Raw genomic sequence first — 19,747 nt, 5'->3', positions numbered from 1 at the left:
ACAGCGCTAGGCGCCCAGCCGCCGCAAACAGCTAAAAACAGACTTAGATTTAAGGAACCAGCGAGGAGAAAACATGGCCCACATCTGGCAAGGCCTGCTTAACGAATACCGCGACCGACTGCCCGTTTCGCAGTCAACCCCGATCGTCACCCTAGGCGAAGGTGGCACGCCGCTGGTGCCCGTGCCCACGCTTTCTAAGAAACTTGACGCCCAGGTGTGGGTGAAGGTTGAAGGCATGAACCCCACCGGCTCTTTCAAGGACCGTGGCATGACCATGGCCATGAGCAAGGTGGCCGAGTCGGGAGCCAACACGGTTATCTGCGCCTCCACCGGTAACACCTCGGCTTCCGCTGCCGCCTACGCGGTGGCCGCCGGCGTTAACTGCGTAGTGGTGCTGCCCAAGGGCAAGATCGCTGCCGGCAAGCTAGCTCAGGCCATTGTGCACGGCGCCCGCCTGGTACAAATTGACGGTAACTTCGACGACGGCCTAAACATTGCCCGCGAGCTGAGCCGCTCCTACCCGGTGGCGCTGGTTAACTCAGTTAACCCCTACCGTCTGCAGGGTCAGAAAACCGCCGCTTTTGAGGTGGTAGACACCCTGGGTGACGCCCCCGATGTACACATGCTCCCGGTTGGCAACGCCGGTAACATCTCCGCTTACTGGATGGGTTACAACGAGTACGCTGGGCGCACTACTGCGGCCACAATGAGCGCCGACTTCGACGCCGCCGCTGCTGACCCGCGTGACTTTGCGCCGGTAGCTACCCGCGTGCCGCGCATGTGGGGCATCCAGGCTGAAGGCGCCGCGCCTTTCGTGCACGGCGGCCCGGTAGCCAACCCCGAAACTGTAGCTACCGCTATCCGTATCGGTAACCCGGCCAGCTGGGACTATGCCGTGGCTGCACGCGACGACTCAAACGGCTTTATTTCCGCCGTTTCCGACAGTGAAATCCTTGACGCCCAGGCGCTACTGGCCGCTGAAGCCGGCGTGTTCGTAGAGCCGGCCTCAGCCGCTTCTGTGGCCGGCCTGATCAAGGCTGGCGAGGCGGGCCTGGTACAAAAGGGCTGGAAGATCGTGTGCACCGTGACCGGTAATGGTCTCAAAGACACCGCCACTGCGCTTAGCCGCCAGGAAATCACCACTGAGTCTATTGCCCCCACCGTGGAGGCTGCTGTGGAGCTGTTGGGTCTATGAGCGTGCGCATCAGCGCCGAATACGCCTCAGTTCGTGTTCCCGCCACCAGTGCCAACCTGGGCCCAGGCTTCGACAGCCTGGGGCTGGCGGTGCGTTTTTATGACGAGGTTGATGTACGCCCGGTAACCTACGCCACCCATGTGGATGTTGAAGGGGTAGGGGCCGGCAAAGTCCCCACCGACGACAATAACCTGGTGGTGCGTGCCCTGCGTTTTGGTTTAGAAGCGGTTGGGGCCTCGCAAGCCAACTTTGATATGCGTTGCCGCAACCGGGTGCCCCACGGCTCAGGTATGGGTTCTTCAGCCAGTGCGGCGGTGGCCGGGCTGATGCTGGCACGCGGCCTTATCGACGAGCCTGAAGCGCTTAACGACGAGGTCATCTTGCAGCTAGCCACTGAAATGGAGGGCCACCCCGACAACGTGGCTCCAGCTGTTTACGGTGGCGCCACAGTTTCCTGGATGGAAGCAGGTAAAGCCCACAGCGCCCAGATCCACCTCGACGCCTCCCTACCGGTGACTTTACTGGTGCCCCCGGAAAGTATCCGCCTGTCTACCGCTAAGGCTCGTGAGGTACTACCTGAGATGGTCTCGCGTGAAGACGCTATCTTTAACATCTCGCGAGCAGCTTTGCTGATGCTGGGGCTAACTGGCCAAAGGCAGCTGCTAATGAGCGCCACCCAGGATAGGTTGCACCAGGATTACCGCGCTGGGGTACTTGAAGACTCGACGGCGGTGATGCGCGCCCTGCGTGAGGAGGGCCTGCCTGCGGTTATTAGTGGGGCTGGGCCAACTGTGCTGGTGTTAGATAAGCTCCCCAGCCACACTCGCAATACTTTGCGCCGCCACGGCTGGAGCGTGCTTAGTCCTGGTGTAGACACTCAGGGGGCAGTGCCGCTGCCGCTGTCGCCGCTGCAACTGCACTAGATCTGTTTGCGTCCTAAAGACGGCGCTGACTAGATCAGCTGAGCAGCTGAATTTAGCTTTAAGGGCTGACGGTTTAATAATCGTCGGCCCTTAGCTGTATCATAAGGGCAGTAGAGTGTTTACTTTAATGCTGGAAAGCGTCGAATTTGTGGCACAAATATGGTAGAAGATAGGTGTTTTTAGCATCTATCTGCTACAGTGATGCATGAGCAAGGACTGGATGCAGTTCAAGCTCAGCACCCAAGTTTTTATGCGAGGTCTTCGCAACTGGATGCTTAATACAAGTCCGCGTTTATCCGGCACTCGAATTATCCTCATTACCACCTGCGTTAAATAGGTGGTAAAAACCATAGAAGGATCCTCGTGACCGAGACCCCCAATGCCAAGCCTGGCACATCCCGACCATTGTCAACCATGCGTTTGGCTGACCTGCAAGAGCTAGCCGCCTCCATGGGACTTGTTGGTACCTCGCGGATGCGCAAGGTTGAGCTAACTTCAGCAATTCGTGCAGCCCGCCTAGCTGCTAAGAGCAACGCTGCTGCTAACACTAGTACCGCCACTGCACTAAACCCGGCCGCTACCGTGCATACAAACGAAATTCCCGAACTAAGCATTAATCCGCGTCTAGCGGCTCGCCGCGAAGCTGAGGCAAATGAGCTAGAACAGTCTCAAGCTGAAGGTGTCCGCCGTTTGGGGCGCCGTCGTGCTTCCGCCCCTGCCTCCGCCCCCCGCACTGACCTGGGCAGCCTGGACCTAGGCCTAGAGCTACCGGCCCCGCGCAGCGAAGCTGAAATGAACGCACGTGCTACCGCCCGCGCTGCTGCGCGAGAAATTGAGCGTTCGCGCCGCGCTGAGAGAGGCGACAAGAGTGAGCGTGAAGAAATGCGCACCCGTCGTCCGCGTCGTCGCCTAGCCGGCGCTCAGGCAATCGAGGAAGACCCGGGCAAACGCGGCGGCATTGAAGAACACATCAACGCCAAGGCTGCGCTGATGCGTGAACTAGCCGAGCAGACCGGCACTAACGCAGTTGAGCCCACTGAGCGCAGAGCTGAGTCCAGCGCCGAAGAGCCCGCCGAGCGCCGTCGTCCCCGTGATAGAAAACGCAACCGCGACAACGTAAACAACGAGCCGCGCGAACGCGAAGAAGAAGTACTAGTGCCCGTGGCCGGCATCCTTGAAGTTGGCCCTAACCACTCCTACCTGCGTACTTCCGGCTATCTACCGGGCCCCAACGACATCTACGTCTCCAGCGCCCAGGTTAAAGCCAACGGATTGCGCCCCGGTGACGCGGTAACCGGTTGGGTACGTGAAGGCTCACCTGAGCCCTACACCCGCTACCAGGGCCGCAAACAGCAACAGCAACGCCAGATCCGCCCCAAATACAACCCCATCCACTCGGTAGAAACCGTTAACGGTATGGATGTGGAAGCGGCTAAGCGTCGCCCCGACTTTGCTAAGCTCACCCCGCTTTACCCGCAAGAGCACCTGCGCCTAGAAACCACTCCCAAGGCTCTAACTCCGCGCGTAATTGACCTGGTAGCCCCCATTGGTAAGGGCCAGCGTGGTCTGATCGTTTCGCCGCCCAAGGCCGGTAAGACCATTGTGCTGCAGCAAATCGCCAACGCTATCGCGGTTAACAACCCCGAAGTGCACCTAATGGTGGTGCTGGTTGATGAGCGTCCTGAAGAAGTTACCGACATGCAGCGCACGGTTAAGGGTGAGGTTATTGCCTCCACCTTTGACCGCCCCGCCTCCGATCACACCGTGGTTGCTGAACTGGCCATTGAGCGCGCCAAACGCCTGGTAGAGCTAGGCCAGGACGTGGTGGTGCTGCTTGACTCCATCACCCGCCTGGGCCGCGCCTACAACCTGGCCGCCCCGGTCTCTGGCCGTATCCTCTCCGGTGGTGTGGACGCTGCCGCGCTATACCCGCCCAAGAAGTTCTTCGGTGCCGCCCGTAACGTAGAAAACGGTGGCTCACTAACCATTTTGGCAACCGCACTGGTAGAGACCGGTTCCAAGATGGACGAGGTGATCTTCGAAGAGTTCAAGGGCACCGGTAACATGGAACTGCGCCTGTCGCGTCAGCTATCTGAGCGTCGTATCTTCCCGGCGGTGGATGTGGCCGCCTCGGGTACTCGCCGCGAAGAGCTACTAATTGACCCGGCACAGCTAAAGATCATGTGGAAACTGCGTCGCCTATTTGCTGGTCTTGACCAGCAGGCCGCCTTGGAACTGGTGCTTAACAAGCTCAAAGACACTGCTTCCAACGCTGAGTTCCTGATGGCTGTTTCACGTCAAACACCGGCAGTAAGCGCTGCTGAGCAGGAAGTTAACGCCAAAGCCTAGGTGGCCCCAACGCCAACTGCGGCAAAGCTGAATAAAACAAGTGGTGGGAATCTCGCTGAGCGTGAGGTTCCCATTGCTTGTATGCGAGGTAATTGGCTGGCATAATCGCCACGTTGACCGGTTCACCTAAAAAACGGTTTTAGGACCCGGCAACCTCTGAAGCTATAAGGAGATTCCTAAATGAAGCAGGGTATTCACCCCGAATACGTGCCCACCACGGTGACTTGCACCTGTGGTAACACCTTCGAGACTCGCTCTACCGTCACCTCTGGTGAGATCCGCGTAGACGTGTGCTCTAACTGCCACCCCTTCTACACCGGCAAGCAGAAGATTCTGGACACCGGTGGTCGTGTGGCTCGCTTCGAGGCTCGCTACGGCAAGCGCAAGAAGTGATCTGGGTTTTACTGCCCTAAATGGTGCCCCGGGCCGAGAGGTTCGGGGCATTTTTGCGTCCTTATGACCCTGGTAGGCTTTAAGTATGTCTGACACCCATGCTGAGGATTTCTCTGCCGCCCGCGCACTTGTTGATGAATACACTGATATTGAAGCGAAAATGGCTAGTGCGGCCACTGATCCTGTGGCTCTACGTAAGCTAGGACGCCGCTATGCAGAGCTTGGACAGACAGTAGCTGCCTATAGGGATTGGGATTCGCTACGACAGGATCTGGCTGACGCCCGTGAGCTAGCTGAAGCCGACGCCGACTTTGCCGCAGAAATTCCGGCTTTGCAGGACGCTGAGGCGCAGGCTGCAGATAAGTTACGTAAGCTTTTGATTCCGCGTGACCCCGACGACGCCCGTGACGTAATCATTGAGGTTAAAGCTGGTGAGGGTGGGGAAGAATCCGCCCTATTTGCCGGAGACCTGGTGCGTATGTACACCCGTTATGCTGAGCGTATGGGTTGGAGTACCGAAGTGTTAAGCTTCACCGACTCTGACTTGGGTGGTTTTAAAGACATTCAGGTGGCCGTCAAAGCTAAAGGCACGGTGGCCCCTGAGGATGGGGTGTGGGCGCACCTGAAATATGAGGGTGGCGTGCACCGCGTACAGCGCGTGCCGGTGACTGAATCTCAGGGCCGCGTACACACTTCAGCTGCCGGTGTGTTTGTGATGCCTGAAGTTGATGACCCTGGCGAGATTGAAATTGACCCCAACGACCTGCGTATTGACGTGTTCCGCTCTTCAGGTCCCGGTGGTCAAAGCGTTAACACCACCGACTCGGCTGTGCGCATCACTCACCTACCCACCGGCATTGTGGTGTCTATGCAGAACGAAAAGTCCCAGCTGCAAAATAAGGAAGCGGCTATGCGCGTGCTGCGGGCCCGCCTGCTAGCTGAGCAGGCCGCCCAGGCTGAGGCTGAAGCTAACGCGGCGCGCCTAAGCCAGGTACGTACTGTGGACCGCTCTGAGCGCATCCGCACCTACAACTTCCCCGAAAACCGTATCGCTGACCACCGCACCGGTTACAAGGCCTATAACCTGTCTAATGTGCTTGACGGTGATTTAGGGCCGGTAATTGACTCTGCGATTGTTATGGATGAGGCCGCGCGTCTAGCTGCTGTAGGTAACTGAAATGGGTGCGCCGCTGGCGGATCAGCCGCTGGCAGCAGACTCTGGCGCCCCAGAGCGAGCAATGCGGGCGCCAGCTGGGCAGAGCGAGAAAACGCCAATAACTTCGCTGGCTGGGCAGGGACGCGCCCAAGTTATGCAGGCTATCTCCCAGGCCACTGCGCGCCTAGCTGAAAGAGGGGTGGCTAGTGCCCACAGTGACGCGCGCCAACTGGCGGAGTTTGTGCTGGGCGAAAAACTCTACCTGCTTAGCCAGGCGCCGCAGGACTTTTTTGACCGCTATGAGCAGGTGATCACCCGGCGCGCTGGGCGTGAACCGCTACAGCTAATCACGGGCCGCATGTATTTTCGCCACCTGGAGCTATTAAGCCAGCCGGGGGTGTTTATTGTGCGCCCAGAAACTGAGGTGGTGGCCGGAGCCGCGATCGAGGCCGCCAGCACCCTGGCTGCGCCGCTGGTGGTTGACCTGTGTACTGGTTCAGGTGCAATTGCCTGCGCGCTGGCCAGCGAGGTGCCCGGCTGCCGGGTGTGGGCGGTTGAGCTAGATTCCCAGGCAGCCGCTTTAGCCCGCGTTAATGCGCAAAAAAACCAGGCCAACGTGAACGTAATTGAAGCCGACGCCACCGGCCCCTTAACTGAGTTAGCTGAAATTGAGGGCCAGGTGGATGTGGTAGTAACTAATCCGCCGTATGTGCCCGCAGGGCTTATTGAGGATAGTGAAACCGCTAGTTATGATCCGCCCCTGGCGCTTTTTGGCGGGGGAGTAGATGGTTTGGAGCTACCCCTAAAACTGATTAAACGGGCCTCTAGCTTGCTGCGAGTGGGGGGAGTACTGGTTATGGAGCATGACCCCAGCCAGGTAGAGGCCCTGGTCAAGGCGGCTAAGGCAGCTGGTTTTAGCCAGAGCGGGTGCCACCGGGATCTAACTGGCCGCCAGCGTTACCTGCAGGCGGTTAAGTAGCGTTTTGTGGCGGCTTTAGGCTCGACGACGGCGAGGGGCGCGGATGGCTAGACTGGGCCCGTGGATCTTTTTGGCGACCCCATGCGACTAAACCCTGCTGCCGTACTACCGTCCCTTAGCGACGCCGACGAGGAAGCTTGGCAGCTGGTTGAGCCCCCTGCTGACTATGAAGAGGGCTACGACATGCCCGAACTAGATAGTCAAGATAAAGCAGCCCTGGCCGCCTGGGCGGCTCAAGACTATGAACAGTGGCCCACCGCCATTCCTGGCGGCGCTGGCTTCACCAGCGGTGGCGACTACGCTGGCGCGGCGGCTGGTACAGCTGGCCCTGACGCGGCTGACCCTAGCCAGGCAGGTAGCCAGGCGAGCAGCGCAGCAAACGCAACCCACACAGGCGCCGTCGCCGCTTACAACGCGGGTGCCACTGCAAGCAAGCCCCACACGGGCGCCGTCGCTAACAAGAGCGCAAACCCCGCAGCAGAGCAGCTTCTACAGGGCCTAAACCCAGCCCAATACGAGGCCGTCATCTACCAAGGCGGGCCACTACTGATCGTAGCCGGCGCCGGCTCAGGCAAAACCCGCGTGCTCACCCACCGCATCGCCTACCTGCTAGCCACCGGCCGGGCCCGAGGCAGCGAAATCCTAGCCATTACCTTCACCAACAAAGCCGCCGCCGAAATGCGCGAACGCCTAGAAACCCTGGTGGGAGGGGCCGGCAAATACATGTGGGTGCTCACCTTCCACTCGGCCTGCGTACGCATCTTGCGCCGCGAACACGAAGCCGCCGGGCTACGCTCAAGCTTCTCCATTTACGACGCCACCGACTCCCAGCGCCTAATCACCCTGATCGTGCGCGAACTAGGCATCGACCCCAAACGCTTCACCCCCAAAGCCTTCGCCAACCGCATCAGCGACCTAAAAAATGAGCTAATCACACCGCTACAATTCGCTGAAACCGCCAACACCTCCAACCCCTTCGAGCGCCACCTAGCTGAGGTATACCGCGCCTACAACCAACGCCTCAAAGCCGCCAACGCCCTCGACTTTGACGACATCATCATGCGCACAGTCCAGCTACTGCGCGCCAAACCCGCCATCGCCCAGCTGTATCGACGCCGCTTCAGGCACGTACTGGTAGACGAATACCAAGACACCAACCACGCCCAATACGTGCTGGTGCGTGAACTTGTTGGGGTTGGGGGGCAAGGCCCCAGCGGGGAACTAACCGTAGTAGGTGACTCAGACCAGTCCATCTACGCCTTCCGAGGTGCCACCATCCGCAACATCGAAGAGTTCGAAAAAGACTTCCCCAACTCCCACACGATTTTGCTGGAACAAAACTACCGCAGCACCCAAAACATTTTGAGCGCCGCCAACGCCGTGATCAGCCAAAATGATGGACGGCGCGCCAAAAACCTGTGGACTGCGCTAGGTGACGGCGAAAAAATCGTGGGCTACGTGGCCGACTCCGAATACGACGAAGCCCGCTGGGTCAGCCAAGAAATCGAGCGTCTAGGTGAAGAAAACGGGGTGCGCCCCGGCCAAGTTGCGGTGTTCTACCGCACCAACGCCCAGTCACGCGCCCTAGAAGAAGCCTTCATGCGCGCCGGGCTGCCCTATAAAGTAGTGGGTGGCACCCGCTTCTATGAGCGCAAAGAAATCAAAGACGCACTAGCCTACCTGCGTGCCGTAGATAACCCAGACGACACCGTCTCACTGCGCCGCATTTTCAACGTGCCCAAACGTGGACTTGGCCAAAAAGCTGAAGCCACCCTGGCCGCCCACGCCGAACAGTACGGTATCTCTTTTGGCCAAGCCATTAGCGACGCCGCCGGCAGGGCCCGCCCGCAAACCCCTGATGGTCAAATCACGCTTACTCCGCCAGTTGCGGGGCTAGCCACCCGCACCCGCACCCAGGTGCGCCGCTTTGACGACATTTTGGAAGGTTTACGCACCCAGCTGCGTGAAGGCGCCGGGGTGGCTGAGCTACTCGACTCAGCCCTAGATACCAGTGGTTACCTGGCGGAGTTGCGCGCCAGCGACGACCCCCAAGACGCCAGCCGCGTAGAAAACCTGGCTGAACTGCACGCAGTAGCCGAAGACTTCCAGCAGGAAAACCCCACCGGCACCCTGGCTGAGTTCCTAGAACGCGTATCGCTGGTGGCAGATTCAGACCAAATTCCCGACGACGACGGCGGGCAGGGGCAAGTCACCCTCATGACCGTGCACACCGCCAAGGGCCTGGAATTTCCGGTAGTGTTTGTCACCGGCTTTGAAGACGGCACTTTCCCGCACTCGCGGTCTTTAGCTGACGAGAGTGAACTGGCTGAGGAGCGGCGCCTGGCGTATGTGGCGCTAACGCGCGCCCGTGAGCGCCTGTACCTGACTCGGGCGGCGGTGCGCAGCGCCTGGGGGGCTTCCAATGTGATGGTGGCTTCGCGTTTCCTTGACGATATTCCGCCCGAGCTTATGCGCTGGGAGCGGGAGGCGTCCTCAATGGATAGTTTGCGCGCCGGCTACGGTGGTTTCAGCGGCGGCTACCGAGGGGGCCGAGGTGATGGCAGCGGCTACGGCGGTGGCGGTAGCTACCGAGGGGGCCGGGGCGATGGTGGCGGCTACCAAGGCGGCACTGGATCCAGTTATGGCGGTGGCTATGGCGGCGGCAGCGGCTATGGCGGTGGGCGCCGGGTGGACGAAGACGATGACTTTTCGGCGCCAATTGGCAGCGGGCGGCGCTCTAGCGGAAAGCTGGGGCGCGTTGAGAGCGCTAAAGACCGCGCCAAAGACCGCGCCAAGGCCCGCCGCAGCCAGAAGCTAGGTGTTAAAGCTGAGCCGGAGGCAGAAGAATCGGGTATTAAGCTAGGCGACAAGGTACGCCACGACGCCTACGGTGTGGGCACGGTGATCGCCCTGGAGGGTAGCGGTAAATCCACGGTAGCCAAGGTGGAGTTTAGCGACGGGGTAGTTAAACGTCTGATGTTGCGCTACGCGCCAGTGGTTAAGCTCTAGCTGGTCAAGGCGCGCCGGCGCGGGGCAGCTGCCCAAGGCTGGCAGCAGCCTGCGAGCGCCGGCGCGCACATTTGCCGCTCTTGGGCGCCCTGGTGGCGCCCAGAGAATGGGCGCTAGCCAAATCTGGCCAAGAGCCAGTGCTAACAATGGGTGGGGGGCACGTAAAGAAATTTACGTGCCCCCCACCTGTTTGGGGTTCAACCCGCTATCTGTGGGCGGCCTAGCCGCCCACCAGCTACCACCTGGTTGCTCACAAAGGCGGCAACTTGGATTTGTCGATAGCTACCTCATCCTGGCTGACCACTGGAATTACGTGCTCTAGGCGCAGCCACCACTGGTCGCGTGGGCGGCGGTTAACTAGGTCAAGCTCGTCGTTCATGTGGGCCAGCGGGCTGTCACGGAACTCGCCGTTAACCAGACCCACATAGTGGCCTCGGGCGGTGCCGGCAACTAGTTCGTCAACCAACACCTGCATGGCGTTGGTGACCAGGCGGGTAGCCATCAGGCGGTCAAAAGCGGTGGGGTTGCCACCTTGCTGGACGTGCCCAATCACAGATTCACGCACGTCGTACAGACCATTGGATTCCTGGGCGAAAACGTCAGCCAGTAGCTTGGTGGAGTACAGGCCGCAGGCGGCCTCGTTACGCAGCACCAGGTAGAGGCGCCGTCCGTCGCGGAAGGACTTAACCATGTCGCTGGTGGCGGAGGCGATTTCGTCAAGACTGGCGTCGTGTTCAGGCAGGTACACCTTTTCAGCGCCGGTAGCTAGGCCACTTATTAGGGTCAGGTAGCCGCAGCGACGACCCATAACCTCAGCCACGAAGCAGCGCTTAGAAGCTGAGGCAGACAGCTTAATGGCGTCCAGGGTGGAAACCGTGGAGTTCACGGCGGTGTCTGCACCAATGCTCAGCTCGCTGCCGGGCAGGTTGTTGTCGATTGAGGCGGGCACACACACAATTGGAATGTTGAAGGCAGGGTAGCGGTCACGTTCCTTAATTAGGGTGTGGGCACCCAGGTAGGCGTTGAAGCCACCAATCACAATCAGACCATCAATGTGGTTGGATTCCAGGGAGCGCCCAATGCTGTAAAGCTGCTCAATGGTGGGGTATTCGCGGTGAGTACCTAGGGCTGCACCGCCTTCACCTACCCAGCCTTCGACGTCGGCCCAAGACAGCTCCTTTACGGCGCCGTCAAGCAGACCCGGGAAACCACCTTCAATACCCAGCATGGTTAGCCCGTGGTCGATACCCAAACGCACCGCAGCACGGGCGGCAGTGTTCATGCCGGGAGCCAGGCCACCGGCGTGCAAAATCGCTACACGCTTGTCCTTCACCGGGGAGTCGTCGTGGCGGCTCTGCGAAGGCGGGGTGGACATGTTTTCAAAGATTTGCAGCATCTGCGCGAAGGAAGTGCCACGGGCCGCTACCGCCGCCTCATAGTCGCCGTCCTTAATGTAGGAGGCCACAGCACGGGTGTTTTCCACCGACTCCATTAGCGGCAGGTGCGCAATACGGTTGTGGCGCACCCCAATAATGTGCGGCTCACTTTCAGGAGTGGCTCGCAAAACTTCCTGAGCTGCGGCGTAACCCAGCAGGGTGGGCATCCAGCGGTCATAGGCGCTGGGGCGGCCACCGCGCTGAACGTGACCCAAAATGGTTACGCGGGCATCTTCACCCAGGCGCTCTTCTAGTACGTCACAGACATGAGCGGCAGTAATCTGGTTGCCTTCACGGTCTTGGGCGCCTTCAGCCACAATCACCAGGGAGTCGCGTCGTCCAGCTGCGCGCCCGGCCTGCAGTTTGTTGCACATGTCTTCTTCCCAGCCATCAGCCGGGGGTAGCTCGGGCACGAACACATAGTCGCAGCCGCCAGCTACTGCACTCATCAGCGCCAGGTAGCCGCAGTGACGACCCATAACCTCAATTACGAAGGTACGCTGGTGGGAGGCCGCCGTCGACGATAGAGAGTCAATAGCCTCCATAATGCGGTGCAAAGCCGAGTCTGCACCGATAGTCATGTCAGTGCCTACCAGGTCATTGTCAATCGAACCAACCAGACCAGCAATCATTAGCTGGGGGTGGGCTGCAGCCACTTCGCTGGTGATACGCCCGGTGGTCATAAGCTCAGCTAGTAGCGAGGGCCAGGCTTTGCGGAACTCGTTGGTGCCCGTTAGCGAACCGTCACCGCCGATCACCACTAGGCGGTCAATGCCATGCTCTAGTAGGTTAGCTGCCGCCGAGAGCATACCTTCACGGGTGGGGAACTCCTTGGAGCGGGCGGTACCGATGATGGTGCCGCCACGGTGCAAGATAGAACCCACACTGTCCCAGTTAAGCGGGCGAATCCCCTCCCCACCAGCAACAGCCCCAGCCCAGCCTTCCATGACTGCGTAGGGTTGTGCTCCTAAACGTAGCGTGGTGCGTACCACTGCACGAACGGCGGCGTTCATACCTTGCGCGTCGCCTCCGGAGGTAAGCACCCCAATACGCACCGGGGTGTTTTCTGTAGCCACCTTGCATCTCCTTCCGGGTAAAAAAACTCCAGTAGTATTGTCCTACATAAAGAGTGGCTTACGCCATGTATGCACGCAAATCAAGACCAATTTGGCCCTTTAGTCCCCACTGCGTGAACAGGCGAGTTAACCTAATAGAAATAAATGCCGTCAACCCTTGAAAGGATACGCCGGTGGATCTTTACGAATACCAGGCACGGCAACTGTTTAAGGCACATGGGGTGCCAGTTCTTGGTGGCGAGGTAGCTAGCACTGCGCAGCAGGCGCGCGAGATTGCCCAGGAACTATTTGCTAACGGCTCCCAGCTAGTGGTTGTTAAAGCCCAGGTTAAAACTGGTGGGCGTGGCAAGGCCGGGGGCGTTAAGCTGGCCCGCAGTGCGCAGGAGGCCTTTGAGCGCGCCCAGGAAATCCTTGGCATGGACATTAAGGGCCACACCGTGCACAAGGTGCTTATCAGCGATGGTGCCGACATTGAGCAGGAGTTCTACTTCTCGGTGCTGCTAGACCGCGCCCAGCGGGCCTACCTGGCGATGTGCTCGCGTGAAGGCGGCATGGATATTGAGACTTTAGCTAAGGAACGCCCTGAGGCTTTGGCTAAGGTGGCAGTAGACCCGCTAGTGGGGATCGACGCCGCTAAGGCCGCTGAGATTGTGGCTGCGGCTGGTTTTGAGCCCGGTAAGGTGGCCGACGACGTCGCCGGGGTAATCCTTAAGCTGTGGGAGGTTTTCACTGGTGAGGACGCCACCTTGGTGGAGGTAAACCCGCTGGTGCTAACCCCGCAGGGCACTGTTCTAGCCCTGGACGGCAAGGTCAGCTTGGATGACAACGCCCGTATGCGTCACCGTGACCACGAGCAGTTTGTGGACACGGTAGATGCCGACCCGCTAGAGACTCGCGCTAAGGCAGCGGGCCTTAACTATGTGCGTCTAACCGGTGAGGTGGGTGTGCTAGGTAACGGTGCCGGCCTGGTTATGTCCACCCTGGATGTGGTGGCTGGCGCCGGTGAACGCCACGGCGGTATGCGCCCAGCTAACTTCCTAGATCTAGGGGGTGGCTCTAGCGCCCAGGTGATGGCCACCGGCCTGGAGGTAGTTGCCTCTGACCCACAGGTACGCGCCATTTTGGTGAATGTTTTTGGCGGCATCACTTCTTGCGTGTCAGTGGCTGAAGGCATTGTTGCGGCAGTGTCCTCGCTAGGGGAGTCCTTCACTAAGCCGATCGTGGTGCGTCTAGATGGCAACCAGGCTGAGGCCGGGCGCGCTATCTTGGCTGAAGCTAACTTGCCGCAGGTAACCATTGCCGAAACTATGGATGGCGCCGCCGACCGCGTTACCGCCATCGCCCAGGAACTAGGGGAAAACTAATGAGCATCTTTCTTTCGCACTCAGATCGTGTCCTGGTGCAGGGCATGACCGGTTCCGAAGGCCAAAAGCACACCCGCCGTATGCTAAGCGCGGGCACCAAAGTTGTGGGTGGGGTTAACCCCCGCAAGGCTGGCACCAGCGTTGACTTTGAAGTTAGCCCCATTGGGCCGGGCAGCGGCGAAGTTAAGGCCGGTACGGTATCGGTTCCGGTTTACGGCACTGTAGCTGAGGGTAAGGCCGCCACTGGCGCCGAGGTTTCGGTAGTGTTTGTACCCCCGGCTTTTACTAAGAGCGCCGTAATTGAGGCGGTCGACGCCGGTATGCGCCTGGTTGTGGTTATCACTGAGGGGGTGCCGGTAGCTGACGCCACCGTGTTTAGGGCTTACGCCGCCGCCCACGGCACCCAGATCATTGGCCCCAACTGCCCGGGAATTATCAGCCCGGCTAAGTCCAATGTGGGTATCACCCCGCCTGACATTACCGGCGCCGGCCCGGTGGGTTTGGTTTCTAAGTCCGGTACGCTCACCTACCAGCTCATGTATGAGCTGCGCGACCTGGGCTTTACCACCTGCATTGGGATTGGTGGAGACCCGGTGGTGGGCACCACCCACATTGATGCCCTGGCTGGTTTTGAGGCTGACCCTGACACTGAAGTGATCGTGATGATCGGTGAAATTGGTGGCGACGCCGAAGAGCGCGCTGCCGCCTACATCAGCGAGCATGTCACTAAACCGGTGGTGGCTTATGTGGCCGGCTTTACCGCCCCTGAGGGTAAAACCATGGGACACGCTGGTGCGATTGTGTCGGGTTCTTCAGGAACCGCAGCGGCCAAAAAGGTAGCGCTAGAGGCTGTGGGGGTTAAGGTAGGTCGTACCCCAACCGAAACCGCCGAGCTAGCACGTGCGGCCTACCAGGAGCTCCACGCTAACTGATGAGCACTTCAGCCACCCCAACTAGAACCGAACTGACTGTCCCTAGCGACTGGCCTGGAGCCGTACGCGCCGGCGTCGAATGGGTTGCCTTGGGGTGGCTGAGTGTTGTTATCCCCACCTTATTGGTGGCTTTGATTGTCACCCCCTCAGTGCAGTATTCAACTGTGTCCTCCCTGGCCTCAGGCACTAATTTGTGGCTGCTGGGGCTAGGGGGCGCGCGCCATTCTGAAATTGATGGCACCCTATCTTTGCCGCTGCTGGGGCTGACTGTTTACAACCTCTGGCTGGCCCGTAGCTTTATTAGGCGCGCTCAGCTGTTTAATGTTTCCGCCATTGTGGTAGCTGCCTGTACTAGTGCGGGGGCAGCTTTTGTGGGTTCATTTACCGCCCCTTCGTCAAGCAGTTTTTTCCCGGTGGTGTGTTTTAGTGCGCTTTTGGCGGCGGTTGTGGCCGCAGTTGAACTGGGGCGCGCGGGCCATTTAGATGACACCCGTTTAGGTAGGGCCTGGGCTAGGCGGCCCCTGTGGCTGGGCCTGGGGTTACGCCTGGCTGGCTTTGAGCTGCTGACTTTAGCGACGGCGGCGCTAGTGGTGTTAGCGCTGGCGCTAGTGACCGGTTTTTCACGTATCTCCACCCTGCATGACTCCCTGGTGGGGGCCGGTACTGTGGCCACTGTTTCGCTACTTACCTTGCAGATCCTGTGGTTGCCTACCGCTGCTATTTGGGCGCTTAGTTGGCTGGCGGGCCCCGGTTTTGCCCTGGGTCAAGGCAGCTTGTTTAGCCCGGGGGCGGTGCGCGCCGGTAGCGTGCCGGCCCTGCCAATGCTGGGGGCGCTACCTAAAACAGCTTTTGGCTCAGCCTGGATCATTATCGTGGTTCTAATACTGGGGCTGACCCTGGTGACCTGGCTGGCTATAGGGCGCAAAGTGGCCGCCAACAGTAAGCTAATTAGCCTGCGTGCCACCCTGGCGCTGGGGGCAACCGCGATTATTACTAGTTCACTGGTGATTTTGCTGCTTTGCCTGGCCGCTAGTGGCTCTGTGGGGCCGGGGCGCATGAGCGTAGCTGGCCCCAGAACCCTGGCGGTGGTGGGTGCTTTAGCTGCCCAACTATTTGCCGCAACCCTGCTGGGGCTGGTGTTGCCCCATCCGCGTGTGCGTCTAGGTGCAAGTCAAACCAAACACAAGATTGAGGTAGTTTCCATGAGCGCATCTAAAGCTGGTGCCCGCAGCGGTAATGAACCCAAGCGCCTGGTGGTGCTGGCTTCGGGCTCAGGCTCAAACCTGCTGGCTATCCTAAAGGCCTGCCAAGACCCCACCTATGGGGCCAAGGTGGTGGCAGTGGGCGCTGACAAAACCTGTAAAGCACTCGATTACGCCGCCCAGTACAAGGTGCCCAGCTTTGTGGTGCCGCTAAAGGACTACCCCAGCCGCGCCAGTTGGGACCAGGCCCTTACCGACGCCGTCGCCAAATACCAGCCTGACCTGGTGGTTTGCGCGGGCTTTATGAAGCTGGTGGGGGAGAGCTTCCTAGCTGAATTTGGAGGCAAAACCATTAACACCCACCCGGCTTTGCTACCCAAGTACCCTGGCGCCCATGCAGTACGCGACGCTTTGGCTGACGGCGCCACGGTTTCGGGAGCCACCTTGTTCTGGGTGGATGCGGGCGTGGACACCGGCAAGATCATCGCCCAGGTGCAGGTGCCGGTTAAACCCGGTGACACTCACGAGAGCCTAACTGAGCGTATTAAGGCCGCCGAAACTCCCCAGCTTGTCTCTGAGCTGGGCAAACTAGTGCGCAGCTAGATTTTGGCGTTAGCGCGGCTAAATATTGTGCGCGCACTAACTTAAAGCAACCCCAGCTCTACAGTAGACTGGGGTTGTTATCGCTGTAACTGGCGTGGGTGGGTCACCACCGGGGAGCGGCGAGCCCTTGAAACTTAAGTTTTAAGGGGTAAACCATGGCGCCGCCCGCCTGGGTGCCTAGGCAGTTATTTTCCAGTTTCAAGGAGTCAAATTGACTGCAATCCCCACTGCTCACGTGCCCACGGAAGGTCTAGTAAACCCTGATCAGGTGCCGGTTAAGCGCGCCCTGCTGAGCGTTTATGACAAGACCAACCTAGTGGAGCTAGCCACCCAGCTACACGCCAACGGGGTTGAGCTAATTTCTACCGGTTCCACCGCTGCCACCATTGCTGCCGCCGGTATTCCGGTCACCCCGGTGGAGCAGGTTACCGGCTTCCCCGAGTGCCTAGAAGGCCGCGTTAAGACCCTGCACCCCAAGATTCACGCCGGTATTCTGGCTGACCGCCGCAAGGACGCTCACCTGGCCCAGCTGCGTGAACTGCAGGTGGCCCCCATTGACCTGGTGGTGGTTAACCTTTACCCCTTCACTGACACGGTTGCCTCTGGCGCTGACTTTGACGCCTGCGTTGAGCAGATCGACATTGGCGGCCCCTCCATGGTGCGCGCTGCCGCCAAAAACCACCCGGCAGTAGCGGTAGTGGTAGACCCGGCCCGTTACGAGCAGGTAGCCCAGGCTGTGTCTGCAGGTGGCTTCACCCTCTCTCAGCGCCGCGCCCTAGCCGCCGCCGCCTTCGCTCACACCGCCAGCTACGACGTCGCCGTTGCCAGCTGGTTCTCCCAGCAGCTAGAGACCGAGGCAGCCCTACCGGAGTTTGTGGGCGCCACCTTTACCCGCGCCCACGCCCTGCGTTACGGCGAAAACCCGCACCAGAGTGCCGCTCTGTACACCCAGGGCCAGGCCCAGGGCATTGCCGGCGCCGAGCAGCTGCACGGTAAGGCCATGAGCTACAACAACTACACCGACGCTGACGCAGCTGTGCGCGCCGCCTACGATCAAGGCGAGGCCACCACCGTGGTGGTAGTTAAGCACGCCAACCCTTGCGGCATTGCGGTAGATGAGGATGTGGCTAAGGCTCACGCTAAGGCTCACGCCTGCGATCCGGTGTCTGCTTACGGCGGCGTAATCGCCACTAATGCCACCGTCACCGCCGCCATGGCCGCCCAGGTTAAGCCGATTTTCACTGAGGTGATTGTGGCCCCTGAGTATGAACCGCAGGCACTAGAAATCCTCAGCGCCAAGAAGAACCTACGTATTTTGCGCCTGCCTAAGCCGGTACGTGGTGGCTATGAGTTCAAGCAGGTAACCGGCGGCCTACTGGTGCAAGAGCGTGACAATGTTGACGCCACCGGTGACGACCCGGCCCAGTGGCAGCTGGTGGCCGGCCCCAGTGCCGACGCCGAAACCCTAGCTGACCTGCGTTTTGCCTGGAACGCTGTGCGCTCGGTGCGCTCCAACGCGGTGCTGCTGGCACACGCTGGCGCCACTGTGGGTGTGGGTATGGGCCAGGTTAACCGCGTTGACTCGTGCAAGTTGGCCATTGAGCGCGCCAACACCCTAGGCGCGCGCGCCACTGGTGACGCCGCCGCCAATCAGGCCAACAGTGCCGGTGGGGCGGATGCCAGCCAGATCCTAGCCGCCAGCGCCCCCCAGCGTGCGGTGGGTAGCGTAGCTGCCTCTGACGCTTTCTTCCCCTTCGCCGATGGCCTGCAGCTGCTTATCGACGCCGGGGTTAAGGCTGTGGTGCAGCCTGGTGGCTCTATCCGCGACGCAGAAGTGATTGAGGCCGCCCAGGCTGCTGGCGTGACCATGTACTTCACTGGTACGCGCCACTTCGCTCACTGATACATTTAGCGGGGGCAGGTTTATACCTGTCCCCGCTTTATATCCCAACCCCTTTAAGTCCCGCCGCTTTTAAATTCCGCCCCCTTTAAGTTCCCACCCACGCCAGCGTGTTAAACCAATATGTTAGCCAGGCGTTAAACAAGGAGCCCCATGGATTTAGTACTGGTAGCCGCCCCCATAGTTTTGGCGACCGTATTTTCCGCAGCTGCTATCGGTAAGCTCACCTCCGGCGTCGATGACGCCGATACTTGGCGTGAACTGGGCCTACCCAAATTCCTAAACCAAACCTGGCTGCGCCGCGCCCACCCCTGGGGCGAGCTAGCCCTGGCGCTAGCTTTACTGGTTGTGCCCGGAGTATTGGCTTGGCCGGTGGCTCTGGCCGCGCTGGTTTTGGTCAGCTTCTACCTGGCGCTGATTGTGCGCCTGGCCCGCCAAGATCAGGCCAGCTGCAACTGTTTTGGGGCTAAAAATGCCACCGAAGTGGGGCCGGTGCTAATTGCCCGCAACCTGGCCCTAGTGGCCCTGGCCCTGCTGTGGCTGGTGGCCTTAGCTTGGGGCACACCAGTTTTCGCGCTTCAAGTGGCCACTAACCTGCCAGTTCTAGCCCTGGCAGCGGTGGCGGCAGTTACTTGGCTACTAGCCCAAGCTTCACTGGGTAAAGCCCCAGCGCCGGTAGAGCAAAGCGGCTTTGCCCAAGACTATCTAGACGCCCCCGCTAGCCAGCAAGAAGGCGAGTATCTGCGCGCCCTAATCCCCATCGCCACCCTCTACGATGAGTTTGAAAGTGGCTACAACCTGCGCGCTTATTCAGCCCGGCAAGCTCACCTGTTGCTATTCCTGTCCATGGAATGCGGCTACTGCGATGACATTAAAGCCCTAGTGCCCGGCTGGATCAAGGCCATTCCCCAGGTGGCCATTAAGGTGGTCTCCCCGCGTAGCGCCGAGGAATACTTTGCCAAGGGAGATCCCTACTCGCTGCGTGGACACTATCTACGTGACGTTAACGAGGAAGTTTCCCGCCTACTGGCAATTGAGGCAGTGCCCGCCGCCGTGCTTTTGGGTACCGACGGCCTCTTAGCCGGTGGCCCAGTTGAGGGTAAAAAAGCCGTAATTGAGCTGGTAGAGCAGATGCTGGAACAAATCAGCGACGCCGTCGACACCGGTGACCTACCCGCTGAAGCATCCAGCTACGGCGGGGTAAAAGGTATGCTGTAGGTTGCCAAGGAG

13 protein-coding genes and 1 riboswitch are annotated in these 19,747 nt (G+C 59.8%); of the genes, 12 read left to right on the top strand and 1 reads right to left on the bottom strand.

Annotated elements, in window-relative coordinates; genetic code table 11:
- Positions 1-73: 73 nt before the first annotated feature.
- The 7 genes from thrC to HMPREF0045_RS03785 all read left to right on the top strand — a co-directional run bounded on the left by thrC (position 74) and on the right by HMPREF0045_RS03785 (position 10,004).
- The gene (thrC, locus tag HMPREF0045_RS03815; RefSeq protein ID WP_005985692.1) at positions 74-1,195 is read left to right on the top strand and encodes a threonine synthase; all 1,122 of its coding nucleotides are present in this window, start codon (positions 74-76) and stop codon (positions 1,193-1,195) included.
- Between the two features lie 2 nt (positions 1,196-1,197).
- Complete coding sequence (gene thrB, locus HMPREF0045_RS03810; protein WP_040315989.1) at positions 1,198-2,118, top strand: homoserine kinase; 921 nt, start codon at positions 1,198-1,200, stop codon at positions 2,116-2,118.
- Between the two features lie 414 nt (positions 2,119-2,532).
- Positions 2,533-4,467, top strand: coding sequence for a transcription termination factor Rho (gene rho, locus HMPREF0045_RS03805; RefSeq protein ID WP_414105156.1), 1,935 nt, complete (start codon positions 2,533-2,535; stop codon positions 4,465-4,467).
- A gap of 180 nt (positions 4,468-4,647) precedes the next feature.
- Complete coding sequence (rpmE, locus tag HMPREF0045_RS03800) at positions 4,648-4,860, top strand: 50S ribosomal protein L31 (RefSeq protein WP_005985689.1); 213 nt, start codon at positions 4,648-4,650, stop codon at positions 4,858-4,860.
- An 85-nt stretch (positions 4,861-4,945) separates the two neighbouring features.
- Positions 4,946-6,037: a peptide chain release factor 1 gene (prfA, locus tag HMPREF0045_RS03795; protein ID WP_005985688.1), complete on the top strand. Its 1,092-nt coding sequence runs from the start codon at positions 4,946-4,948 to the stop codon at positions 6,035-6,037.
- Between the two features lies 1 nt (position 6,038).
- On the top strand, positions 6,039-6,995 hold the full coding sequence (prmC, locus tag HMPREF0045_RS03790) for a peptide chain release factor N(5)-glutamine methyltransferase (RefSeq protein WP_005985687.1): 957 nt from the start codon (positions 6,039-6,041) through the stop codon (positions 6,993-6,995).
- Positions 6,996-7,076: 81 nt separating this feature from the next.
- Positions 7,077-10,004, top strand: coding sequence for an ATP-dependent helicase (locus tag HMPREF0045_RS03785; RefSeq protein WP_005985685.1), 2,928 nt, complete (start codon positions 7,077-7,079; stop codon positions 10,002-10,004).
- Between the two features lie 250 nt (positions 10,005-10,254).
- Here the strand turns inward: HMPREF0045_RS03785 and HMPREF0045_RS03780 are convergent, their stop codons facing one another.
- Entirely contained in the window at positions 10,255-12,516 is a 2,262-nt protein-coding gene (locus HMPREF0045_RS03780; RefSeq protein WP_005985683.1) for a 6-phosphofructokinase, read from the bottom strand.
- 173 nt (positions 12,517-12,689) lie between these two features.
- Here HMPREF0045_RS03780 and sucC point away from each other — a divergent pair, with 173 nt between their 5' ends.
- The 5 genes from sucC to HMPREF0045_RS03750 all read left to right on the top strand — a co-directional run bounded on the left by sucC (position 12,690) and on the right by HMPREF0045_RS03750 (position 19,735).
- On the top strand, positions 12,690-13,880 hold the full coding sequence (sucC, locus tag HMPREF0045_RS03775; protein ID WP_005985681.1) for an ADP-forming succinate--CoA ligase subunit beta: 1,191 nt from the start codon (positions 12,690-12,692) through the stop codon (positions 13,878-13,880).
- Positions 13,880-14,812 (top strand): succinate--CoA ligase subunit alpha, encoded by a 933-nt coding sequence (gene sucD, locus HMPREF0045_RS03770; protein ID WP_005985679.1) that lies wholly within the window; start codon positions 13,880-13,882, stop codon positions 14,810-14,812. Before sucC ends, sucD begins: the two co-directional genes overlap by 1 nt.
- Positions 14,812-16,617 (top strand): phosphoribosylglycinamide formyltransferase, encoded by a 1,806-nt coding sequence (gene purN / locus HMPREF0045_RS10945; RefSeq protein WP_005985677.1) that lies wholly within the window; start codon positions 14,812-14,814, stop codon positions 16,615-16,617. Before sucD ends, purN begins: the two co-directional genes overlap by 1 nt.
- A 75-nt stretch (positions 16,618-16,692) precedes the next feature.
- Positions 16,693-16,799, top strand: a riboswitch (ZMP/ZTP riboswitch).
- A 29-nt stretch (positions 16,800-16,828) separates the two neighbouring features.
- Positions 16,829-18,520, top strand: coding sequence for a bifunctional phosphoribosylaminoimidazolecarboxamide formyltransferase/IMP cyclohydrolase (gene purH / locus HMPREF0045_RS03755; RefSeq protein WP_005985675.1), 1,692 nt, complete (start codon positions 16,829-16,831; stop codon positions 18,518-18,520).
- A 150-nt stretch (positions 18,521-18,670) separates the two neighbouring features.
- Complete coding sequence (locus HMPREF0045_RS03750) at positions 18,671-19,735, top strand: MauE/DoxX family redox-associated membrane protein (protein ID WP_005985673.1); 1,065 nt, start codon at positions 18,671-18,673, stop codon at positions 19,733-19,735.
- The last annotated feature ends 12 nt before the right edge of the window (positions 19,736-19,747 follow it).

The organism is Actinomyces graevenitzii C83 (assembly GCF_000239695.1).
Taxonomy (GTDB): domain Bacteria; phylum Actinomycetota; class Actinomycetes; order Actinomycetales; family Actinomycetaceae; genus Actinomyces; species Actinomyces graevenitzii.
Note: the sequence above shows the minus strand (reverse complement) of the source record. Positions and strands in the feature narration are given on the sequence as shown.